We start from the raw sequence: 22,539 nt of genomic DNA on the forward strand, positions 1-22,539 counted from the left end.
GGGGCGTCGTTGGGGTGCGTGGCTCGGCGGTGCCGAGGAGGGAGATAGATGCGGAGCATCATCGACCGACGAGAAGCCGGCGAGGTGCGTGCCCCGGCGGCGGCCCGCAGACGGGGGGTTCGACGACAGGCCCTAGCGGCCGGCCAGCCGGGCCGCTATCACCTGGTCCAGCGCCGCCGCGGTGGCCGGGACATCCAGCTGGGAGTTGTCGATGATCGGCAGCCCGGAGTTGTACCAGCCGGCCATCCGGCCGTGGATCCGGGCCACTTCCTCGTCGCTGAGCCGGCGGTTGCCGGCCCGGCGGGCGTTGCGGGCCAGCACCGAGTCGAGGCCGGGCAGCAGCACCACCGGGATCATGCCGGGGCCGATGTGCCGCTTCCAGCCGCCGAGGCCGACCGCGGGCAGGTCGGGGAAGACGGCGTCGTCGATGATGCAGGAGATGCCGTTGGCCAGGTAGTTGCGGCAGGCGAAGCCGCAGGTGCGGCGGGCCAGCCGGTACTGCGCCTCGGAGGCGTCGTTCCAGCCCGACTGCGGGTTGGCGAAGCCGGACTGCACCCACTCGCGGACGTCGTCCAGGCTGATGTGCGCGGTGGCGGTGGGCCGGCGCTCGGCCCAGTGCCTGGCCACCGTGGTCTTGCCCGCTCCGGCCGGGCCGATCAGCAGCACGGCGAGGGTGAGCGCGGGGGCCTGCGGCGGCGGGAGCTGCACCGGCGCGCCGGTCGGCAGCACGAAGTGCCCGGTCTGCGCGGGGTAGGGCGGTGGCTGGACGGAGTAGCCCGGCGGTGCCGCCGGCGGCCGCGGCGGCACGTGTCCTCCCCCTGCGTACTGCGTCACTGAGCACCTCCCGACGGGGACACTACACGTCGGCCCGGTGGCGGGCACAGCCCGCCACCAGGCAGTGATCAATATTTGCTGATCATGCGTCAGCGGGTGGTGAGCTGCTCCGCGAGCGCACGAAGCGCCAGCTCATAGCTGCCGAGGCCGAATCCGGCGATGGTGCCGGAGGCGACCGAGGCGATCACCGAGTTGTGCCGGAAGGTCTCCCGGGCGTACGGGTTGGAGATGTGCACCTCGATCAGCGGGGCGGTCCGCTGCGCGGCGGCGTCCCGCATCCCGTACGAGTAGTGCGTGAAGGCACCCGGGTTGATCACCACGGGGGTCTTCTCGTCGGCCGCCCAGTGCAGCCACTCGATCATCTGCTGCTCGGAGTTGGTCTCCTTGACCTCCACCTCGAAGCCGAGCTCCTTGCCGAGCGCGGTGCAGCGCTCGACCAGCCCGGCGTACGAGGTGGCGCCGTAGACGTCCGGCTCCCGGCTGCCGAGGCGGCCGAGGTTGGGGCCGTTCAGCACCAGCACCCGGGTCATGCCGACACCTCGGCGTACGCGGCCGCCAGCACCTGCGGGTCCGGGCCCTCCAGCACCGAGGTCTTGGCCAGACCGTCCAGCACGATGAAGCGGAGCAGGTCGCCGCGCGACTTCTTGTCGATCTTCATCGCGTCCAGCAGCTTCGGCCAGGCGTCCGCGCGGTAGGTCAGCGGCAGGCCGACCGAGCCGAGCACCGACCGGTGCCGGTCGGCCGTCTCGTCGTCCAGCCGCCCGGCCAGCCGGCCGAGTTCGGCGGCGAAGACCATGCCGATGGAGATCGCGGCGCCGTGCCGCCACTTGTACCGCTCGTTGCGCTCGATCGCGTGGCCCAGGGTGTGGCCGTAGTTGAGGATCTCGCGGAGGCCGTTCTCCTTGAGGTCGCCCGAGACCACGTCGGCCTTGACCTGGATCGCCCGGCGGATCAGCTCCACCGTGTGCTGCCCGGCCGGCGTCCTGGCGCCCTCCGGGTCGGCCTCGATCAGGTCCAGGATGGCCGGGTCGGCGATGAAGCCGCACTTGATCACCTCGGCCAGGCCGGAGACGTAGTCGTGCGTGGGCACGGTCTCCAGCGTGGCCAGGTCCGCCAGCACGCCCACCGGCGGGTGGAAGGCGCCGACCATGTTCTTGCCCTCGGCGATGTTGATGCCGGTCTTGCCGCCGACCGCCGCGTCCACCATGCCGAGCAGCGTGGTGGGCATCGACACCCAGCGCACCCCGCGCAGCCAGGTGGCCGCCACGAAGCCGGCCAGGTCGGTGGTGGCGCCGCCGCCCAGGCCGACGATCACGTCACTGCGGGTGAAGCCGGTCTGCCCGAGCACCGACCAGCAGTACGCGGCCACCTCGGCGCTCTTCGCCTCCTCGGCGTTGGGCACCTGGAGCAGGATGGCGTCGTAGCCCTCGGCGGCCAGGTCCTCGCGGATCGCCTCGCCGGTGGCCTCCAGCGCCTCCGGGTGGATGATCGCCACCCGCTTGGCCCGGGTGCCGATCAGCCGGCCCAGCTCGCCCAGCAGCTGACGGCCGATCAGCACGTCGTACGGGTCGTGCCCGGCACTGCCGCCGACGTGGATCGTGACGGTGTCGCTCATGCTGTCTTCAACTCCAGTGCTTCCAGTACGGCGTCCGCGACCTGCTCCGGCGAACGGCCCTCGGTGCCCACCACCGCGGTGGCCACCTCCAGGTAGAGCGGGCGGCGGGCCTCCATCAGCTCGCGCCAGGCGGCCCGCGGGTTCACCGCGAGCAGCGGGCGCGGGGCGTCCAGGCCGACCCGCTTGACCGCGTCGCCGAGCGCCACCTCCAGGAACACCACCGGGAGGTCGCGCAGCAGGCCACGGGTCTGCTCGGCCATCACGGCGCCGCCGCCGAGCGCGAGCACGCCCTCGTGCGCGGTGGCGGCCGCCTCGACGGCGCGCACCTCCAGCGCCCGGAAGTGCGGCTCGCCCTCGTCGATGAAGATCTCCGGGATCGGCTTGCCCGCGAGCTGCTCGATGTCGGCGTCGGTGTCCCGGAAGGCGACCCCGAGCCGCTCCGCGAGCAGCCTGCCGACCGTGCTCTTGCCGGCCCCGGGCGGGCCGACCAGCACGACGACCGGTGCGGTCATCGGACGATCAGGTTGTCGAGGTAGCCCTGCACGTTGCGGCGGGTCTCGGAGACGTTGTCGCCGCCGAACTTCTCCGCCACCGCGTCGGCCAGCACCAGGGCCACCATCGCCTCGGCGACGATGCCCGCGGCCGGCACGGCGCAGACGTCCGAGCGCTGGTGGTGCGCCTTGGCGACCTCACCGGTGCGCACGTCCACGGTCTGCAGCGCGCGCGGCACGGTCGCGATCGGCTTCATCGCGGCGCGCACCCGGAGCAGCTCGCCGGTGGAGAGGCCGCCCTCGGTGCCGCCGGAGCGGCCGGAGGTCCGCTTGAGGCCGTCCTCGCCCGGGACGATCTCGTCGTGCGCCTGCGAGCCCGGCACCCGGGCCAGCTCGAAGCCGTCGCCGACCTCGACGCCCTTGATCGCCTGAATGCCCATCAGGGCGGCGGCCAGCCGAGCGTCCAGCCGGCGGTCCCAGTGCACGTGCGAACCCAGGCCGACCGGCACGCCGTACGCCAGCACCTCGACCACACCGCCGAGGGTGTCGCCGTCCTTGTGCGCCTGGTCGATCTCGGCGACCATCGCCTTGCTCGCGTCCGGGTCCAGGCAGCGCACCGGGTCCTCGTCGAGGCGGGCCTCGTCCGAGGGCAGCGGCAGCACACCGGCGGGCGCCTTGGCGGCGGCCAGCTCGACCACGTGCGAGACGATCTCGATGCCGCAGGTCGCCTTGAGGTAGGAGCGGGCGACCGCGCCGAGCGCGACCCGGGCCGCGGTCTCACGGGCGGAGGCGCGCTCCAGGATCGGGCGGGCCTCGTCGATCGAGTACTTCTGCATGCCGGCCAGGTCGGCGTGGCCGGGGCGGGGGCGGGTCAGCGCCTCGTTCCGGGCCAGACCGGCGAGGATCTCCGGGTCGATCGGGTCGGCCGACATGACCTGTTCCCACTTGGGCCACTCGGTGTTGCCGACCATCACGGCGACCGGGGACCCCATGGTCTCGCCGTGCCGGACGCCACCGAGGAAGGTGACCTCGTCCTGCTCGAACTTCATCCGGGCACCCCGGCCGTAGCCGAGTCGGCGGCGGGCCAGCGCGTCGGCGACCAGCTCGGTGGTCACCGGCACTCCGGCCGGCAGGCCCTCCAGCGTCGCGACCAGTGCGGGACCGTGCGACTCCCCCGCCGTCAGCCAGCGCAACGTACCCAACGGAGCTCCTTCGTCAGCGGCCAGCAGGCCAGGCGTTCGTTCGCCACGATCCTTTCACGTCCCGCGAGCCATCGGGCGCATGGTCCGCGTTACGGACATGAACGGTCCGAACCTTGTCAGCTCGGCCCGGCCAGCGCCGCCTCGCCCGCGGTCCGCATCGCGGCCAGCGGTCCCTCGGCCACGCCGGTGAAGTACTCGAACTGCAGCACCGCCTGATGCACCAGCAGGTCCAGCCCGCCCAGCACGGTGGCCCCCCGTTCGGCGACCGCCGCGACCAGCTTGGTCGGCCAGGGGTGGTAGAGCACGTCGAACAGCGCGCCGGGCGCGGCGGGCAGGCCCGCCCCGAAGTCGTCGGTGGCCCCGGCGGGGGTGGTGGAGATCGTGAGCGGGGCGGCCAGCGCCGCGGCCCCGTCCGCCCAGTCCGCCGTACGGAGGGCCAGACCGAGCCGCTCCCCCAGCTCCCGCATCTCGGCGGCCCGCTCGGGGCTGCGCACGTAGACGGTGACCTCACCGGTGCAGACCTGTGCCAGCGCGGCCAGCGCGGAGGAGGCGGTGGCGCCCGCGCCGAGCACCGAGGCGGCGTCGACCGAGGCGATGCCGCGCTCGCGCAGCGCGTTCACCAGCCCGGGCACGTCGGTGTTGTCCCCGCGCCGGTGGCCGCCGGGGCCGAACACCACGGTGTTCACCGCGTCCACGCTCAGCGCGGTCTCGCTCACCTCGTCCAGCAGCGGCAGGATGGCCCGCTTCAGCGGCATGGTCAGCGACAGCCCGGCCCACTCCGCCGGGTCGAGCCCGGCGACGAAGGCCGACAGCCCGGCCTCGTCCACCTCGTGCCGGCCGTACTGCCACTGCGTCAGCCCGAGCGCGGCGTAGCCCGCCCGGTGCAGGACCGGCGAGAGCGAGTGCGCGATCGGCGAGCCGAGCACGGCCGCCCGGTGCTGCGTGGTCACGAGGTGGCCACCTTTCCTGAGACGGGCCCCATGGCTCCCATGGGCGCAGCCACCCTACCGCCCGTGCTCAGCGGGCTCCCGGCCGCTGTGTCAGCTCGTCTTGCACATGCCTGCGGCCTCGTCGAAGGCCCACTTGTTCGCGGTGCAGTAGTCCTTGACGTCCTTCTTGAACGCGTCGAACGTGGCCGCGAAGCGGGTCTCCTGCGGGGAGAGCGCGACGAAGTAGACCCAGTCGCCCGGCGTCGGGTCGAGCATCGCCTTGATCGCGTCGTCACCGGGGTTGGAGATCGGGGTCGGCGGCAGGCCCTTGTTCACGTACGTGTTGTACGGGCTCTTGTCGCCGTCCTTCTCCGCCACGGTGAACTTGGTGCGGCCCAGCTTGTACTGCAGCGTGGTGTCGAGCTGCAGCTTGCCCTGGGTCGCGTTGGTGTTCAGGCGGTTGGCGAGCACCCGGGCGATCTTGCCGAAGTCGGCCGAGTTGTTGCCCTCGGCCTGCAGGATGCTGGCCGCGATCAGCACCTCGTAGCCGCTCTTGAGGCCGATCTTCTGCGCCCCCGCGTCCAGGTTGAGCTCCTGGTAGTGCTGGGTGGCGTTGGCGACCATCTGCTTCAGCAGTTCCTCGGGCTTCATGCCGTCGGCGATGGAGTACTTGGTCGGGTAGAGGAAGCCCTCCAGGTTGCCGTTGGCGTACGGCGGCAGGCCGAGGTTGGCCACCTGGGCCTTGGCGACGCCCGCGGTGGTGCCGGGCGCGAGCTTCAGCTTGCCGTCGATCAGTGCGTAGGTGTCGATGGCCTTGCGGCCCTCGGGCACGATCAGCGCGTTGCCGCCGGCCGACTCGACCAGGAGCTTGACCGCCTCGGCGGCGGACATCTCGTGGTGCAGGGTGAAGAACCCGGGCTGGATGGTGTTCGCCTTCGGGTTGTTGCTGAAGGCGGTGACGAAGGCCTTGGTGCTCTTCACCACGCCGGCCTCCTTCAGCGTGACGCCCATCGCCTCGCCCGGGCCCGGCTTGATCTCGACCTGCACGCTGCCGGTGCCGGTGCCGCTGAAGTCCGGCGGCGGGGCGAAGTGGTCCTGGTAGAAGCCGTACCCCCACCAGCCGGCCGCGCCCACACCGCCGAGCAGCACCAGCGCGACCACCAGGCAGGCACCGCTGTTGCGGCGGCCGGACTTCTTGCCCTTCTCCTTGCGGTTGCGCTCGGCGGAGCGGGAGTCGTCCTGGGAGCCGAAGAAGGACTCCTCCTCCGGCTCCTCGTACGACTCGACCACGTCGTCCGCCCACGGCTCGGGCTCGGGGTCGATCCGGGGCGCGGGGCGCGGGGCGTCGAGCGCGGCGGCCTCGGCCTCCCAGTCGATGCCGTCCGGACCGGGGCCCGACGGCTGCGGCGCGGCCGGCGGCTGCTGGTACTGCGGCGGCTGGGGCTGTTGTTGCGGTTGCTGCTGCTGCTGCTGCGGCGGCATCGGGCGGCGCGGCTGCTGCGGCGGCTGCGCGTACTGCGGCTGCTGCGGCTGGCCGTACTGCGGCTGGGGCTGCTGCTGGCCGTAGCCGTACTGGCCCTGCTGCGGGTAGCCCGGCTGCTGGGGCTGCTGCGGCTGGCCGTACTGGGGCTGCGGCTGCTGCTGCGGCCAGGGCTGCTGCGGCTGCTGGGGGTACCCCTGCTGGCCGCCGCCGTACTGGTCCTGGGCGTACTGCGGCTGCTGCCACTGCTCGCCCGGGACGCCGCCCTGACCGGGGTCGCCCGGCTGCCAAGGCTGCGTGCCCTGGGGCTGGTAGCCCCCGCCCAGATCAGTCATCGATCCCCTTAAGCCGATCCGGCAACGCATCTCGAACCGGCGTGCTAGCGCAACGCCTGGAGGGAGACGTTACCGTACCCGGGAGTTCACCAAGGAAGTTGCGGACGGACGGTCAGCGCCCGCTGCCGCTGGGTGAGGACGAGCGCTTCGCCTGCCGGGAGTTGAACTCGGTGACACTGCGCTGGTGCTGGTCGAAGCTGTCGGTGAAGCGGGTGTCGCCCGGCCCGACCGTGACGAAGTACAGCCAGTCCCCGTCCGCCGGGTGCGTCGCGGCCTGGAGCGCGTCCCGGCCCGGGTTGGCGATCGGGGTCGGCGGCAGGCCCTGGTGCAGATAGGTGTTGAACGGCGAGTCCAGCTTGGTGTCGCCGGTGGTGGTGGTCAGGGTCGACCGGCCGAGCGCGTAGTTGATGGTGGAGTCGAACTGCAGCGGCATCGACTTCGCCAGCCGGTTGTAGACCACCCTGGCCACCTTGGCCATGTCCTCCGGGTTGTCCGCCTCGCCCTGCACCAGGCTGGCCACCGTGACGATCTCGTACGGGCTCCGGCCGTACGCGTCGGCCGCCTCGGCCACCCCGTTGGCCGCCTGCCGCTTCGCCGCCTGGGCCACCATCAGCTGGAGCAGCCCGAGCGGGGTGGTCTCACCGGTGACCGGATAGGTGGACGGGAACAGGAACCCCTCCGGATTGCCCTGGGCCGCCTCCGGCAGACCCAGCGCGGCGGCGTGCTGCCCGGCCACCCCCTTGGTGGTGCCCTCCGCCAGTCTGAGCTTCTGGTCGACGGCGGCGTAGATCTGCTCGGCCCGCCGGCCCTCGGGGATGGTCAGCGCGTTGGCGTTCGCCGGGTCCAGCAGCACGTTCAGGGCCGAGACGGCCGCCATACGCTGCCGGAGCGTGTAGGTGCCGGGCTGGATCCGGGTGCCCGCCGGGCTCTTGGCCGCGGCCTCGGTGAAGGCCCGGGTGCTGGCCACCACGCCCTCCTTCTGGAGGGTCTGGCCGATCTGGGTCAGGGTCGCCCCCTGGGCCACCGAGACCTGCGCGGAGCCGGTGCCCGCGCCGGCGAAGTCCGCCGCCTTCTCCTGGCCGCCGGGCAGGAGCAGCAGGACGGCCAGGGCCGCCAGTCCGCCCACCCCGGCCAGTGCCAGCACGCTCAGGCAGCAGGCCAGACCGGTCCGCAGCCGGCGCGGGTCGGGCGGTTCCGGGCCCCGGCCGGGCGGCAGCCCCTCGGGCTCGGCCACCGGCGCGCCGAGGTGACCGGGCGTCAGGCCGGGTGCGGTGTACGGATCGGTCATCGTCCCCTCCGGAAAGCGGAAACGGGGCCCCTGCCGGTGACTCACCAGCAGGTGCCCCGTCCGGGACGCTAGACCAGGATGATCAGCTGACCGGCTCGACGCTCTCGCCGGGCGCCCGTCCGCTCACCCGTTCGGCCTCAAGGGCGCTCTGCAGGATCACCACGGCGGCGGCCTGGTCGATCACCGAGCGGCCCTTCTTGGAGCTGCGCCCCGAGGCCCGCAGGCCCTGGGCGGCAGTGACCGTGGTCATCCGCTCGTCCACCAGACGCACCGTCACCGGGGCGACCAGCGCGGCCAGCCGCCCCGCGTACGCGCGCACCTTGACGGCGGCCGGGCCCTCCTTGCCGCTCAGCGAGCGGGGCAGGCCGACCACCACCTCCAGCGCGTCGTACTCCTCGACGATCTCCTTCAGCCTCGCCTGGGACCGGCCGCCCGCCGGGACCGTCTCCACCGGGGTGGCGATCAGCCCGTCCGGGTCGCAGCAGGCGACCCCGATCCGGGCGTCCCCCACGTCCACGGCGATCCGGCGGCCCCGGCGGAAGACCTTCTCGTCCTGATCCTCCATCAGCTGGCGCGCTCCGCGACCAGGCCGCGGACGGCGGCGATCGCCTCGTCCACGGCGGCCGGGTTGGTGCCGCCGCCCTGGGCCACGTCGTCCTTGCCGCCGCCGCCACCACCGAGGGTCTTGGCCGCGACCCGGACCAGCTCGCCGGCCTTGACGCCGCGCGAGCGGGCGTCCTCGTTGGTGGCGATCACGGTGACCGGACGGTCGTTGGCCACCGTGAAGGCGGCCACCACGGCCGGGCGGGAGCCCAGCCGGGCCCGCACGTCCAGGACCAGCTTGCGCAGGTCGTCGGCGCCGGTGCCGTCGGCCACCCGGGCCGCCACCACCGAGACGCCGTTGACGTCCTCGGCACCCGCGGCGAGGCCGGAGGCGAGCGCGAGCACCTTCTCGGCGCGGAAGCGCTCGATCTCCTTCTCGGCGTCCTTGAGCTTGGCGAGCATGCCCGAGATCTTCTCCGGCAGCTCCTCCGGACGGCCCTTGACCAGCTCGGTCAGCTGGGCCACCACCGTGTGCTCCTTGGCCAGGAACCGGTACGCGTCGGCGCCGACCAGCGCCTCGACCCGGCGCACACCGGCGCCGATCGAGGCCTCGCCGAGCAGCTTCACCAGGCCCAGCTGGGCGGTGTTGCCGACGTGGGTGCCACCGCAGAGCTCCTTGGAGAAGTCCCCGATGGTCACCACCCGGACGGCGTCGCCGTACTTCTCGCCGAACATCGCGATCGCACCCGACTTGCGGGCCTGATCCATCGTCATGACCTCGGCGGTGACCTCGAGCTCACGGGTCAGCACGTCGTTGATCTTCTGCTCGACGTCCACCAGCACCGAGCCCGGTACGGCGTTGGGCGAGCCGAAGTCGAACCGGAACCGGCCCGGGGCGTTCTCGGACCCGGCCTGGGCGGCGGTGGGGCCGAGCGCGTCCCGCAGCGCCTGGTGGGTCAGGTGGGTGGCGGAGTGCGCGCGGGCGATCGCCCGGCGGCGGTCCAGGTCGATCTGGGTGAACGCCTGGGCGCCCAGCACGACCTCACCGACCACCACGCGGCCCTTGTGCACGACCACACCGGGCACCGGGGCCTGCACGTCGCGGACCTCGACCACGGCGCCGGAGTCCAGCCGGATCCGGCCCTGGTCGGCCAGCTGGCCACCGCCCTCGGCGTAGAACGGGGTGCGGTCGAGCACCAGCTCGACGTCGTCGCCCTCGTGCGCGGCCGGGGCCGACACGCCGTCGACCAGCAGGCCGACCACGGTGGCCTCGCCGTGCGAGTCGGTGTAGCCGGTGAAGACGGTCGCGCCGGAGCGGTCCGCCACCTCGCGGTAGGCGGAGACGTCCGCGTGGCCGTGCTTCTTGGCCTTGGCGTCGGCCTTGGCCCGGTCCCGCTGCTCCTTCATCAGGGAGCGGAAGCCGTCCTCGTCCACGGACAGGCCCTGCTCGGCGGCCATCTCCAGGGTGAGGTCGATCGGGAAGCCGTAGGTGTCGTGCAGCTGGAACGCCTTGGCCCCGGTGATCACGGCCGAGCCCGCGGACTTGGTCTCGGCGACGGCGGTGTCCAGCAGGGTGGTGCCGCTGCGCAGCGTCTCCAGGAAGGAGGCCTCCTCCCCGACGATCACGGCTTCGATCCGGGTCTTCTCGGTGAACAGCTCCGGGTACTGCGGGCCCATCGCGTCGATGGTGACGTCCGCGAGCACCTTGGCGACCGGCTCGGTCGCGCCCAGCAGGCGCATGTTGCGGATCGCACGGCGCAGGATCCGGCGCAGCACGTAGCCGCGGCCCTCGTTGCCAGGGGTCACGCCGTCGGCGACCAGCATCACCGAGGTGCGGATGTGGTCGGCGACCACGCGCAGCGAGACGTCGGACTTCTCCTCGGCGCCGTACGTGTGGCCGGTCAGCTGGGCCGCCCGGTCCAGGATCATCCGGCTGGTGTCGATCTCGAACAGGTTGTCGACGCCCTGCAGGATGGTGGCCAGGCGCTCCAGGCCGAGGCCGGTGTCGATGTTCTGGTTCGGCAGGTCGCCCAGGATCGGGAAGTCGTCCTTGCCGGAGCCGGCGCCGCGCTCGTACTGCATGAAGACCAGGTTCCAGATCTCCATGTAGCGCTCGCCGTTGACGGCCGGGCCGCCCTCCTCGCCGTACGCGGGGCCGCGGTCGTAGTTGATCTCCGAGCACGGGCCGCACGGGCCGGGGACGCCCATCGACCAGAAGTTGTCGGCCTTGCCGAGGCGCTGGATCCGCTCGGCCGGGACGCCGATCTTGTCCCGCCAGATCGCCTCGGCCTCGTCGTCGTCCTGGTAGACGGTGATCCAGAGCTTCTCGGGCTCCAGGCCGTAGCCGCCCTCCGCGACGGGGGTGGTCAGCAGCTCCCACGCATAGCTGATCGCCCCCTCCTTGAAGTAGTCGCCGAAGGAGAAGTTGCCGCACATCTGGAAGAAGGTGCCGTGCCGGGTGGTCTTCCCGACCTCCTCGATGTCCGGGGTCCGGACGCACTTCTGCACGCTGGTCGCGCGGCTGAAGGGCGGCTTCACCTCGCTGAGGAAGTACGGCTTGAAGGGCACCATGCCGGCCGGGACCAGCAGCAGGGTGGGGTCGTCGGCGACCAGGGACGCCGACGGAACAACGGTGTGGCCGCGCTCCTCGAAGAAGCGCAGCCAACGGCGGCGGATCTCTGCCGACTCCATCATTGGTCCTTCCGGTTGGTGGTTCCGCCGGGCAGCTCGTCGAGCTGACGCGGCGTCGAATCAATGGCTTGGGGGGTCTTGCGTTGCTTGCTGGGGCGCAGGGCGGCAGCGGGTGAACCCGGTGCCGCCGAGATAGCTCGGGCCCCTCCGTCGATGGAGAGCGGCGGCTCGCCGCGGAGCGCCCGCCGCCGGGGCGGCTCGACCACGGCGGTGCCGTCCAGGCCGAGGTCGCCGCGCAGCTGCTCCTCGCGCTCGGCCATCCCGGCGCGGACGTCGGCGGCGAAGCGCTTGGCGGTGTCGCCCAGGTGCAGGGCGCCGCGCGCGGCCGTCCCCGACAGGCTGTCCGGAGTCAGCCGGTGCACGGCCTCGTTGGCCTTGCCCATGGCCCAGACGGCGGCACCGGCGCCGACCGCCATCCAGAAGATGCGTCGCACCATGGTCAGCCCCTCACCGCTCGGCGTACCCGCCCCAGCAGGCCGCCACCGCGCGGAGCGGTGGCCGCCCTGACCTCGGCCCGGATCAACCGGGCCAGTTCCTCGCGCTCGCCCGCCTGCTGCGGCACCGTCAGACCGGCCTGCTGGCGGCTGACCGCCTTGCGCACGCCGTAGCTGAACGCGGCCACCTTCACCAGCGGCCCGCCGATGGTGGCGGCCACCGTGGAGGACAGCGCGTTCGCGTTCGCGGCGGCGTCCTGCACGTTGGCGGTGATCTCGTCGACCCGCTCCAGCTGCTCGTTCGCACTGCGGACGGCGGCGCCCGCGTCGGTCAGCAGCGGCACGGCCTGCTCGGTCACGGCCGCGACCAGCACCGTCGCCTCCCGCAGCACCTTCGAGAGCCGCACCAGCACCACGGCGAGCAGGGTGACCAGGACCGCCCAGAACACGGCCACCAACAGGCCGGCCAGCTCTCCCACGGACACCTTGCGCGCTCCCTACTTGCCACGTATCTCAGACTTGAACCCTATCGCGCTCCGCAGACCTCGGGTTGCACCGCCCAGGGGCCCGCCGCACCGGGTGCCGACCGGCCAGGCTCAGTAACCTACCGGCGGGTCAGGTCGTTGGGCGGGATGGCTCGCAGGTCGCGGGCCCCGGGTCGGACCCACGGGGGCGACGGAAGTGTTCAGTACCGCGAACCGGCTGCCCGCCGAGATGACCAGCTTCGTCGGGCGGGAGGCCGAACTCGCCGGGCTGGCCGGGCTGTTGACGGTCGGGCGACTGGTCACGGTGACCGGTCCCGGCGGAGTCGGGAAGACCAGGCTGGCGCTGCGCGCGGCCGCCGCCGCGGCTCCCCGCTTCGCGGACGGCGTCCGCCTGGTCGAGGTGGGCAGCGTGCGGGACCCGCTGCTGCTCGGGCACGCCGTGCTGGAGGCGCTGCGGCTGACCGACTCGACCGCCCGCCCGCCCGAGGAGGTGCTGGTCGAGCAGCTGGCCGACCGCGAGCTGCTGATCGTGCTGGACGGCTGCGAGCACCTGGTGGCGCCCTGCGCCGAGCTGGTCGGGACGCTGCTGCGGGCGGTGCCGGGCCTGCGGGTCCTGGCCACCAGCCGGGAGACGCTGCGGGTTCCGGGCGAGCACCGGCTGCCGATCGCGCCGCTCCCGGTCAGCGACCCGGGCGGCGGGCCCGCCGAGGCGGTCCGGCTGTTCGCCGACCGGGCGGCCGCGGTCCTGCCCGGCTTCGAGCTGACGGACCGGAACCTGGCCGAGGTCTCCCGGCTCTGCCGCCGGCTGGACGGCATCCCGCTCGCGGTCGAGCTGGCCGCCGGACGGCTGCGGGCGCTGTCGGTCGAGCAGATCGCACTCCGGCTGAACGACCGGTTCCGGCTGCTGACCGGCGGCGACCGGACCGCGCCGGAGCGGCACCAGACGCTGCGGACGACGATCGGGTGGAGTCACGAGCTCTGCACACCGCAGGAACGTTTGACCTGGGCCCGGCTCTCCGTCTTCGCCGGCAGCTTCGACCTGGAGTCGGCCGAGTACGTCTGCGCCGGAGACGGCCTGGCCGCCGACGAACTCCTCGACCTGATCGGGGAGTTGATCGGCAAGTCGGTGCTGCTCCGGGAGGAGGGCGAACTCGGCGTCCGGTACCGGCTGCTGGACACCCTGCGGGAGTACGGCGCCCAGTGGCTGCGCGCCACCGGCGACGAGTACCGGCTGCGCTGCCGGCACCGGGACTGGTACCTCGGGGTGGCCACCTGGGGCGAGATCGAGTGGTTCGGCCCGCGCCAGAGCGAGACCGCCGAGCGGACCAGACTGGCCCACCCCAACCTGCGCACCGCGCTGGAGTTCTGCCTGGCCGAGCCCGGCGAGGAGCAGCTCGCCCTGCTGCTGGCCGGCACGCTCTGGTTCTACTGGGTCGGCTCCGGCCACCTGGGCGAGGGCCGGCACTGGCTGGACCGGGCGCTCGCGCTGGCCCCGGAGCCGACCGAGGCCCGGGCCAAGGCGCTCTGGGTCACCGGGTACATGGCCACCCTGCAGGGCGACCTGGTCCGGGCCAGGCCGGCGCTGGCGGAGTGCCACCGGCAGGCGCTGGAGACCGGCGACGACCGGGCGCTGGCCTACGCCGTGCACCGGCAGGGCTGCGCCGCCCTGATCGGGGACGAACTCGGCCGCGCCACCGAGCTGTTCGAGGACGCGCTGTGGCACTACGACGCGATCGGCGAGCTGAACAGCAACGTCCTGATGGCGATGTTCGAGCTCGGCGTCGCCTACCTGTTCCAGGGCGAGACCGAGGCCGGCCAGCACTGGCTGGAGAAGGTCCGGGAGACCTGCGAGGAGCACGGCGAGCAGTGGGCGTACGCCTACGGGCTCTACGCGATGGCGTACTCGAACTGGGTGTCCGGCGAGCTGCGCACGGCCCGGGCGCACGCGCGGGAGTGCGTGCGGCTGAACCACCTGTTCCGGGACCTGCTCGGGGTGGTGCTGGCGCTGGACGTGCTGGCGGTGCTGGAGACCGAGGGCCCGGCCCCCGACCTGTACGAGGCCCGGGTGCTGCAGGGCGCGGCGCACCGGATCTGGCGGGCCGTCGGGAAGCCGTTCTTCGGGTCCAGCTCGTTCAACGGCCCGTACCGGACCTGCGAGGAGCGGGCCCGGGAGGGGCTGACGGAGCAGGAGTTCGCCGAGGCGTTCGCGCTGGGCGCGGCGCTGGACCTGGACCAGGCGGCCGCCCGGGTGCTCGGCCAGGCCCTGGTGGAGGCCCCCGGAAACGGGCCGAGCCCCGCAGCCGGAAGGCTGCGGGGCTCGGTACCGACCGCGGGTCAGCGCGAGTAGTACTCGACGACCAGCTGCTCGTCGCAGATCACGGGGACCTCACGACGCTGCGGGGCACGGTCCAGGCGGAACGCCAGGGCGCGGAGGTTGACCTCGAGGTACTTCGGGGTCTGACCCTCACCCGCGTAGCCACCCTCACGGGCGACCTGGAACGGGACCTTCTCCTTGCTACGCTCACGCACGGTGACGACGTAGCCCGGCTTCAGCTGGAACGACGGCTTGTTGACCTTGCCACCGTTGACCTCGATGTGGCCGTGAACGACCATCTGGCGGGCCTGGTAGATGGTGCGGGCGATGCCCGAACGCAGCACCAGCGAGTCGAGGCGGACCTCGAGCTCGGCGATCAGCGCGTCACCGGTCTTGCCCTCGGCCTTCTTCGCGCGGTCGAACGCGCGGGCCATCTGCTTCTCGCTGAGGTCGTACTGCGCGCGCAGACGCTGCTTCTCGGTCAGACGGACCTTGTAGTCAGAGTTCTGCTTGCGGCCACGGCCGTGCTGGCCGGGCGGGTACGGGCGGGCCTCGAAGTACTTGACGGACTTCGGGGTCAGCGGAATGCCCAGGGCACGGGCAATCTTGACCTTGGGGCGCTTCTGGTTCGCCATGAACCAAACCTTCCTTGCGAATGAATACGGCTGCACCAGGTGTTGATGGAGGTCGCTCCTCGCGACCCGGAGAAAAACCACCCCGAAGGGTGATCAGCCGCTCTCCGAGCCGGGCACATCTGTGCTTGCACACGTCCGGCCCACCGCCGGGAAGGTGGTGGGCTGCCCGCGACACCGAAAACGGTGCGCAACGCTCCAGGAGACTCCCTGCGAGAGGGAGGCTCGGGCCACTGCCCCGCTGGTGCGGACGGTCGGTGGGCTCTCGCTCACCGCCGTACCCGGGACAAGGCACTTCGGCAAAGTGTACAGGTTTACTGATCGCCCTTGAGCCGGGCCCTGGTCCACTCGACCGTGTCCGCGTACCTGGCCTCGCCGCCGCGCCTGGTCGGCCGGTAGTACTCCCTGCCGTGCACCTCGTCCGGCGCGTACTGCTGCGTCGCGATGCCCTCGGGCAGGTCGTGCGGGTACTGGTACCCCTGGGCGTGGCCGAGCTTGGCGGCGCCCTTGTAGTGCCCGTCCCGCAGGTGCGGCGGCACCGCGCCGGCCAGGCCCTGCCGGACGTCGGCCAGTGCCGCGTCGATCGCCAGGTAGGCCGCGTTGGACTTCGGCGCCAGGGCCAGCGCGATGGCGGCCTGGGAGAGGATGATCCGGGCCTCGGGGAAGCCGATCAGGGCCACCGCCTGGGCGGCCGCGACCGCCGTCTGGAGCGCCGTCGGATCGGCCAGGCCGACGTCCTCGCTGGCCGAGATCATCAGCCGACGGGCGATGAAGCGCGGGTCCTCGCCCGCCTCGATCATGCGGGCCAGGTAGTGCAGGGTGGCGTCCACGTCGCTGCCCCGGATCGACTTGATCAGGGCACTGGCCACGTCGTAGTGCTGGTCGCCGTCCTTGTCGTAGCGGACCGCCGCCTGGTTCACCGCCGTCTCGGTGGTGGCCAGCGAGATCGACTCCTCGCCCTTCTCCAGCGCCGCCCCGGCCGCCGCCTCCAGCGTGGTGAGCGAGCGGCGGGCGTCTCCCCCGGCCATCCGGACCAGGTGGTCCTCCGCCTCCTGGCTGAGTGTCAGCTGCCCGCCCAGACCGCGCTCGTCGGCCACCGCGCGGCGCAGCAGCACCCGGATGTCGTCGTCGGTCAGCGACTCCAGGGTGAGCAGCAGCGAGCGGGACAGCAGCGGGGAGATCACCGAGAAGTACGGGTTCTCCGTGGTGGCGGCGATCAGGGTCACCCAGCGGTTCTCCACCGCGGGCAGCAGCGAGTCCTGCTGGGCCTTGGAGAAGCGGTGGATCTCGTCCAGGAACAGCACCGTCTCCCGGCCGCTCATCCCGACCGCGCGCCGCGCGCCCTCGATCACCGCCCGGACCTCCTTGACCCCGGCCGTGATCGCGGAGAGCTCGACGAACCGGCCCTCCACCGCCTGGCTGATCACGTGCGCCAGCGTGGTCTTACCGGTCCCGGGCGGCCCCCAGAGGATCACCGAACTGGTCGCGGCCGGGCCTCGGGTGCTGGTCACCAGCCGCCGCAACGGGGACCCGTCCTTGAGCAGCTGCCGCTGCCCCGCCACCTCGTCCAGGGTGCGCGGGCGCATCCGTACGGCCAGCGGGGCCCGCCCGGGCTCCTGGAGCTGGCGTTCCTCGGCGGCTGCGGTGAAGAGGTCCGGTTCCACGCCTTGAAGGGTATGCCAGTGCGCCGACAGCCCTACCTCTTCAACCGGTCCGCGTGGTCCGGCACGTACTTCTGCAGGTCGCGCGGCGGCCGCTGGTAGCCCCGGGAGGACGGCCGGGGCGGCAGCTCCACGTCGGGCAGGCTGACCTCGTGGTACGGCAGCGTGGAGAGCAGGTGGGCGATCATGTTGATCCGGGCCCGCCGCTTGTCGTCGCTCTCCACCACGTTCCAGGGCGACTCCGGGATGTCGGTGTAGACGAACATCTCGTCCTTGGCCCGGGAGTACTCCTCCCAGCGCGAGATCGACTCGGTGTCCATCGGCGAGAGCTTCCAGCGCCGCAGCGGGTCCTCCAGCCGGTCCCGGAACCGCCGCTCCTGCTCGGTGTCGCTGACCGAGAACCAGTACTTGCGCAGCTCGATGCCCGCCTCGATCAGCATCCGTTCGAAGGTCGGGGCCTGGTGCAGGAACTGCCAGTACTCCTCCGGGGTGCAGAACCCCATCACCTTCTCCACCCCGGCCCGGTTGTACCAGCTCCGGTCGAACAGCACGATCTCGCCGGCGGCGGGCAGCTGCTCCACGTACCGCTGGAAGTACCACTGCCCGCGCTGACGCTCCGTCGGGACGGGCAGCGCGGCGATCCTGGCGACCCGGGGGTTGAGGTACTCGGTCACCCGCTTGATGGCGCCGCCCTTGCCGGCGGCGTCCCGGCCCTCGAAGAGCACCACCAGCCGGACCCCCTCGGCCCTGACCCACTCCTGGAGCTTCACCAACTCGCTCTGCAGCCGGAGCAGCTCCTTCTCGTACGGCTTCTTCGGGAGTCGCTTCCTGCCGTCCGCCGCCATCGGGCCCTCCAGTCACGGGTGCTGATGAGCACTCACGTTACGGCCGATCAGCAGCCCGCGCAGGTCGGCGCGGCCCCGGTACCGGAAGACCCCTGTACTGCCGGTACCGGCTCCCGCCGGCGGAGGGCCCACCCTGCCGCAGCCCCCGGCCCCGGGTCCAATTCACCGTTCCATAACCTTGGGGCATGGATATCGACACCCGGCTGTTGCGCTCTTTCGCCGCGGTCTGCGAGGAGGGGCAGCTCACCGCGGCGGCGGCCCGGCTGTTCGTCTCCCAGCCGACCCTGACCAAGCAGATCCGGCAGTTGGAGGCCCTGCTCGGGGTGCAGCTGTTCGAGCGCACCCGGGCCGGGGTCACCCCCACCCCGGCGGCCGGGGCGCTGGCCGTCCACGCGGCGGCCGTGCTGGACGGCTGGGACGGCGCCGTCCGGGCCGCCCGGCAGGCCGCGACCGAGGCCGAGGGGCTGCTCCGGGTCGGCTTCGAGGGCAGCACCATCAACCTGGTCGGCCGGGCCACCCTGGCCGACTTCGGCCGCCGGATGCCCGGCTGGCAGGTCCGGATGCGGCAGAACAACTGGTTCGACGTCACCGCGGGTCTCGGCACCGGCGAGATCGACCTCGCCCTCTGGCACGCCCCCGCCGACCTCGGCCCCGCCTACGCCGGTGCCCCGATCGGCGTCTCGCCCCGGGTGGCCGTGCTCTCCGTCGAGCACCCGCTGGCCGGACGCGAGGTGCTGGACCTGGCCGAGCTGCTGGACGAACCCTTCGTCGCCATCCCGGCCGAGGCCGGCTTCTGGCGGGACTACTGGCTCGGCGGCGCCACCCGGATCGGCACGGTGGTCCACAACGCCGACGAATGGCTCGCCGCGGTCGCCTGCGGCCAGGGCATCGGCTTCGCCCCCGAGTCCATGCGCCGCCTCGCCTCCCGCCCCGACGTCGTCTACCGCGACGTCACCGGCCTCAGCCCCAGCCAGGTCGGCCTCTACTGGCTCCGCGAGCGCCCGCAGTCCGCCGCGATGGCCGCCTTCGTCGAGAGCTGCCGCGCGACCGTCACCCTCCAGGCGCCTGCGGCGGCCTCGGAGCTCTGCTGACCGGCGGCTCCGCCCTAACAGTCCCCGAACGGCTCCGGGTAGCGACAGTGCCCCTTCGGGGTGCCGTCGTACGCGGGCAGGGGCAGCACCTGGAAGTACTCGGCGGGGACGTCGAACGGCCCGCTGACCTCGTGGTCGGCGGCCGGGGTGAAGCCGAAGCGGCCGTAGTAGGCCGGGTCGCCGAGGACCACGACCAGCTTCTCGCCCGCGGCGGCCGCGGCGTCGAGGGCGGCCCGGACCAGCAGCCGGCCGATGCCCTTGCGCTGCCACTCGGGGGCGACGCCGACCGGGGCGAGCGCCAGGGCGCCGGAGTCGCCGACCTCCAGCCGGGTCAACAGGACGTGGCCGACGATGAGTTCGCGTTCGTCCACCGCGACCACGGAGAGCTCCGGCAGCCAGCTGCCGTCCCGCCGCAGCGCGTCCACCAGGTCGGCCTCGTCCGGTCCGGGGAAGGCCGCCATGTGCACCCGCCGGGTCGCGGGTGCGTCCGAGGGGAGCTCAACTCTGGTGCTGACGTTCATGGTTGATCCTTCCACGCCTTTGTGGACGAGATGATACGAGAGCCCCGGCCGGTGCAAACCTCGCACCGACCGGGGCCCTGATCGTACCGATGGAGCGTCAGGCCTGTTCGGCCGTCTCCGACTTCGCTTCGTCGCGCTGCTTCGGCTTCGCGTCGACACCGGCCTCCCGGCGCTGGGCCGGGGTGATCGGGGTCGGCGCACCGGTCAGCGGGTCGCCGCCGGTGGAGGTCTTCGGGAACGCGATGACGTCCCGGATGGTGTCGTACCCGCCGAGGAGGGTGACGATACGGTCCAGGCCGAAGGCGACCCCGCCGTGCGGCGGCGGGCCGTAGTTGAAGGCGTCGAGCAGGAAGCCGAACTGCGACTGCGCCTCCTCCTCCGACAGGCCGATCGCGTCGAAGGCGCGCTTCTGCACGTCGCGCTGGTGGATACGGATCGAACCGCCGCCCAGCTCCGAGCCGTTGAGCACCAGGTCGTACGCGTTGGAGAGCGCGGCGCCCGGGTCGGTGTCGAAGGAGGCGAGCGACTCGGCGGTCGGGGCGGTGAACGGGTGGTGCACCGCGTGCCAGCCCTGGAACTCGCCCTTGTCGTCCTCGATCGGCTCGAACATCGGGAAGTCGACCACCCAGAGGAAGGCCCACTGCGACGCGTCGATCAGGTCGCAGCGGCGGCCGATCTCCAGCCGGGCCGCGCCGAGCAGCTCCTGCGAGGCGGTCTTCTTGCCCGCCGCGAAGAACACCGCGTCGCCCGGCTTGGCACCGGCGGCGGCCGCGAGGCCGGCCAGGTGCTCCTCGGACAGGTTCTTGGCCACCGGGCCGCGCAGCTCGCCGGTCTCGGCGTCCACCAGCACGTAGGCCAGGCCGCGGGCGCCGCGCGCCTTGGCCCAGTCCTGCCAGGCGTCCAGCTGCTTGCGCGGCTGGGAGGCGCCACCGGGCATCACCACGGCGCCGACGTACGGGGCCTGGAAGACCCGGAACTCGGTGCCCTTGAAGTACTCGGTGAGGTCCGTGAGCTCCTGGCCGAAGCGGACGTCCGGCTTGTCGGAGCCGTAGCGGTTCATCGCGTCCGCGTAGGTCATCCGGGGCAGCGGGCTGGGCAGCTCGTAGCCGTGCACCTCGGACCAGATCCGGGAGACGACCTTCTCGCCGAGCGCCAGGATGTCCTCCTGGTCGACGAACGAGGCCTCGATGTCGAGCTGGGTGAACTCCGGCTGCCGGTCGGCGCGGAAGTCCTCGTCCCGGAAGCAGCGGGCGATCTGGTAGTACCGCTCCATGCCGGCCACCATCAGCAGCTGCTTGAACAGCTGCGGCGACTGCGGCAGGGCGTACCAGTGGCCCGGCTGGAGCCGGACCGGGACCAGGAAGTCGCGGGCACCCTCGGGGGTGGACCGGGTCAGGTACGGGGTCTCGATGTCGAGGAAGTCGTTCTCCTCCATCACCGTGCGGATGATGTGGTTCACCTTGGAGCGCAGGCGCAGCGCGCGGGCCGGGCCCTCGCGGCGCAGGTCCAGGTAGCGGTAGCGGAGGCGGACCTCCTCGTTCACCGTGCCCGGCTCGTACTCGGCGACCTGGAACGGCAGCGGGGCGGCCTCGGACAGCACCTCGAGGGCGCCGACCACGAGCTCGACCTGGCCGGTCGGGATCTCGGGGTTCTCGTTGCCCTCCGGGCGGACCCGGACCTCGCCGACGACCTTGACGCAGTACTCGGAGCGCAGGTCCCCGATCGCCTCCAGGTCGCGGGCGACGATCTGCACGGTGCCGGAGGCGTCGCGCAGGTCGATGAAGGCCACGCCGCCGTGGTCGCGGCGGCGGGCTACCCAGCCGGCCAGGGTGACGGTCGTTCCGGCGTGCTCCGCGCGGAGCGTGCCCGCGTCGTGCGTGCGGATCACAGCTGCTTCTCCTTCAGGGTGGTGACGAGTGCTTCGAGTTCGACGGGGGTCTGCTCGCCGGTGGTCAGGTCCTTGAGCTGGACCACACCGGCGGCGAGATCTCGGTCCCCGGCGACCAGGGCGAAGCGGGCGCCGGAACGGTCGGCGGACTTCATGGCGTTCTTGATGGTCTTCACACCGAAGGCGAGGTCGGTGGCGATCCCGGCCCGGCGCAGCTCGACGACCTTGCCGAAGAGCACGTTCTTGGCCTCCTCGCCCAGCGCCACGGCGTACACCGAGGTGGTGGCGGGCAGGTCGAGGACGATGCCCTCGGCCTCCATCGCGAGGAAGGTGCGGTCCACGCCGAGGCCCCAGCCGACGGACGGCAGCGCGGGGCCGCCGAGCATCTCGGACAGGCCGTCGTAGCGGCCGCCGCCGCCGATCGCGGACTGGGCGCCGAGACCGCCGTGCACGAACTCGAAGGTGGTGCGGGTGTAGTAGTCCAGACCCCGGACCAGCTTGGGGTCGTCGACGAAGGGCACGCCCGCGGCGGTCAGCAGCGCCCGGACCTGCTCGTCGTACGCCTTGCACTCCCCGCACAGGTAGTCGCGCAGCATCGGCGCGCCGACCAGCTGGTCCTGCACCGACTGCCGCTTGTCGTCCAGCACCCGGAGCGGGTTGATCTCGGCCCGGCGGCGGGTCTCCTCGTCCAGGTCGAGCCCGGCCAGGAAGTCCACCAGCGCGGTCCGGTAGACCGGGCGGCACTGCTTGTCGCCCAGGCTGTTGACCAGCAGCCGGTAGTCGCTCAGCCCGAGCGAGCGGAACGCGTCGTCGGCCAGGATGATCAACTCGGCGTCCAGCGCCGGGTCCTCGGCACCGATCGCCTCGGCACCGATCTGGGCGAACTGGCGGTAGCGGCCCTTCTGGGCCCGCTCGTAGCGGTAGAAGGAGCCGGAGTACCAGAGCTTGACCGGCAGGTTGCCGAGCTTGTGCAGGTTGGCCTGGAGCGTCGCGCGGACCACCGAGGCGGTGCCCTCGGGCCGCAGCCCGAGCTCGTCGCCGCCCTTGGTGGTCAGGCTGTACATCTCCTTGGAGACGATGTCGGTGGACTCACCGACGCCCCGGGAGAAGAGCTTGATGTCCTCGAAGACCGGGGTCTCGATGTAGCCGTAGCCGGAGCGCCGGAGCGGAGCGGACAGCCGCTCGCGGATCGCCAGGTAGGTGGCGGAGCTCGGCGGCAGCAGGTCGTAGGTGCCCTTGGGGGCGGCGAAGGTGCTCAAC

At 72.4% G+C, this 22,539-nt stretch carries 20 protein-coding genes; 2 read left to right on the top strand and 18 right to left on the bottom strand.

What is annotated here, in order from left to right; all coding sequences use genetic code 11:
- Positions 1-132 precede the first annotated feature (132 nt).
- From ABT118_RS09665 to ABT118_RS09720, 12 genes are all read right to left on the bottom strand, one after another.
- On the bottom strand, positions 133-882 hold the full coding sequence (locus ABT118_RS09665) for an AAA family ATPase (protein ID WP_502884506.1): 750 nt from the start codon (positions 880-882) through the stop codon (positions 133-135).
- 41 nt (positions 883-923) lie between these two features.
- Positions 924-1,364, bottom strand: coding sequence for a type II 3-dehydroquinate dehydratase (gene aroQ / locus ABT118_RS09670; RefSeq protein ID WP_350646189.1), 441 nt, complete (start codon positions 1,362-1,364; stop codon positions 924-926).
- Positions 1,361-2,449 (bottom strand): 3-dehydroquinate synthase, encoded by a 1,089-nt coding sequence (aroB, locus tag ABT118_RS09675; RefSeq protein WP_350646190.1) that lies wholly within the window; start codon positions 2,447-2,449, stop codon positions 1,361-1,363. The genes aroQ and aroB overlap by 4 nt, the downstream gene beginning before the upstream one ends.
- On the bottom strand, positions 2,446-2,961 hold the full coding sequence (locus ABT118_RS09680; RefSeq protein WP_350646191.1) for a shikimate kinase: 516 nt from the start codon (positions 2,959-2,961) through the stop codon (positions 2,446-2,448). Before ABT118_RS09680 ends, aroB begins: the two co-directional genes overlap by 4 nt.
- The gene (aroC, locus tag ABT118_RS09685) at positions 2,958-4,142 is read right to left on the bottom strand and encodes a chorismate synthase (RefSeq protein ID WP_350646192.1); all 1,185 of its coding nucleotides are present in this window, start codon (positions 4,140-4,142) and stop codon (positions 2,958-2,960) included. The genes ABT118_RS09680 and aroC overlap by 4 nt, the downstream gene beginning before the upstream one ends.
- Positions 4,143-4,258: 116 nt before the next feature.
- A complete protein-coding gene (locus ABT118_RS09690; protein ID WP_350646193.1) occupies positions 4,259-5,092 on the bottom strand; it encodes a shikimate dehydrogenase in 834 nt (277 codons plus the stop codon).
- A 90-nt stretch (positions 5,093-5,182) separates the two neighbouring features.
- Positions 5,183-6,886: an endolytic transglycosylase MltG gene (gene mltG / locus ABT118_RS09695; RefSeq protein WP_350646194.1), complete on the bottom strand. Its 1,704-nt coding sequence runs from the start codon at positions 6,884-6,886 to the stop codon at positions 5,183-5,185.
- Positions 6,887-6,998: 112 nt separating this feature from the next.
- The gene (gene mltG / locus ABT118_RS09700) at positions 6,999-8,174 is read right to left on the bottom strand and encodes an endolytic transglycosylase MltG (RefSeq protein ID WP_350646195.1); all 1,176 of its coding nucleotides are present in this window, start codon (positions 8,172-8,174) and stop codon (positions 6,999-7,001) included.
- Between the two features lie 82 nt (positions 8,175-8,256).
- Entirely contained in the window at positions 8,257-8,739 is a 483-nt protein-coding gene (ruvX, locus tag ABT118_RS09705; protein WP_350646196.1) for a Holliday junction resolvase RuvX, read from the bottom strand.
- Positions 8,739-11,408, bottom strand: coding sequence for an alanine--tRNA ligase (alaS, locus tag ABT118_RS09710; RefSeq protein WP_350646197.1), 2,670 nt, complete (start codon positions 11,406-11,408; stop codon positions 8,739-8,741). Before alaS ends, ruvX begins: the two co-directional genes overlap by 1 nt.
- Positions 11,408-11,845: a DUF6167 family protein gene (locus tag ABT118_RS09715; protein WP_350646198.1), complete on the bottom strand. Its 438-nt coding sequence runs from the start codon at positions 11,843-11,845 to the stop codon at positions 11,408-11,410. Before ABT118_RS09715 ends, alaS begins: the two co-directional genes overlap by 1 nt.
- Before the next feature lie 2 nt (positions 11,846-11,847).
- Complete coding sequence (locus ABT118_RS09720; protein WP_057228183.1) at positions 11,848-12,327, bottom strand: DUF948 domain-containing protein; 480 nt, start codon at positions 12,325-12,327, stop codon at positions 11,848-11,850.
- A gap of 196 nt (positions 12,328-12,523) precedes the next feature.
- Here ABT118_RS09720 and ABT118_RS09725 point away from each other — a divergent pair, with 196 nt between their 5' ends.
- Complete coding sequence (locus ABT118_RS09725) at positions 12,524-14,674, top strand: ATP-binding protein (RefSeq protein ID WP_350646199.1); 2,151 nt, start codon at positions 12,524-12,526, stop codon at positions 14,672-14,674.
- On the opposite strand, the gene rpsD is transcribed toward ABT118_RS09725, so the two are convergent.
- From rpsD to ppk2, 3 genes are all read right to left on the bottom strand, one after another.
- Entirely contained in the window at positions 14,662-15,276 is a 615-nt protein-coding gene (rpsD, locus tag ABT118_RS09730) for a 30S ribosomal protein S4 (protein ID WP_184911720.1), read from the bottom strand. The genes ABT118_RS09725 and rpsD overlap by 13 nt on opposite strands.
- A gap of 311 nt (positions 15,277-15,587) precedes the next feature.
- Positions 15,588-16,937 (bottom strand): replication-associated recombination protein A, encoded by a 1,350-nt coding sequence (locus ABT118_RS09735; RefSeq protein WP_350646200.1) that lies wholly within the window; start codon positions 16,935-16,937, stop codon positions 15,588-15,590.
- A gap of 32 nt (positions 16,938-16,969) precedes the next feature.
- Positions 16,970-17,779 carry a polyphosphate kinase 2 gene (gene ppk2 / locus ABT118_RS09740; protein ID WP_350646201.1) on the bottom strand — a complete coding sequence of 270 codons (810 nt, stop codon included), beginning with the start codon at positions 17,777-17,779 and terminating at the stop codon, positions 16,970-16,972.
- A gap of 185 nt (positions 17,780-17,964) precedes the next feature.
- Here ppk2 and ABT118_RS09745 point away from each other — a divergent pair, with 185 nt between their 5' ends.
- A complete protein-coding gene (locus ABT118_RS09745) occupies positions 17,965-18,870 on the top strand; it encodes a LysR family transcriptional regulator (RefSeq protein ID WP_350646202.1) in 906 nt (301 codons plus the stop codon).
- A gap of 14 nt (positions 18,871-18,884) precedes the next feature.
- Here the strand turns inward: ABT118_RS09745 and ABT118_RS09750 are convergent, their stop codons facing one another.
- The 3 genes from ABT118_RS09750 to hisS all read right to left on the bottom strand — a co-directional run bounded on the left by ABT118_RS09750 (position 18,885) and on the right by hisS (position 22,538).
- Entirely contained in the window at positions 18,885-19,391 is a 507-nt protein-coding gene (locus ABT118_RS09750) for a GNAT family N-acetyltransferase (RefSeq protein ID WP_350646203.1), read from the bottom strand.
- A gap of 97 nt (positions 19,392-19,488) precedes the next feature.
- The gene (gene aspS / locus ABT118_RS09755) at positions 19,489-21,279 is read right to left on the bottom strand and encodes an aspartate--tRNA ligase (protein ID WP_350646204.1); all 1,791 of its coding nucleotides are present in this window, start codon (positions 21,277-21,279) and stop codon (positions 19,489-19,491) included.
- Complete coding sequence (gene hisS / locus ABT118_RS09760) at positions 21,276-22,538, bottom strand: histidine--tRNA ligase (RefSeq protein ID WP_350646205.1); 1,263 nt, start codon at positions 22,536-22,538, stop codon at positions 21,276-21,278. The genes aspS and hisS overlap by 4 nt, the downstream gene beginning before the upstream one ends.
- Position 22,539: the final 1 nt, after the last annotated feature.

This window comes from Kitasatospora sp. NPDC002040, assembly GCF_040296785.1.
Classification (GTDB): Bacteria; Actinomycetota; Actinomycetes; order Streptomycetales; family Streptomycetaceae; genus Kitasatospora.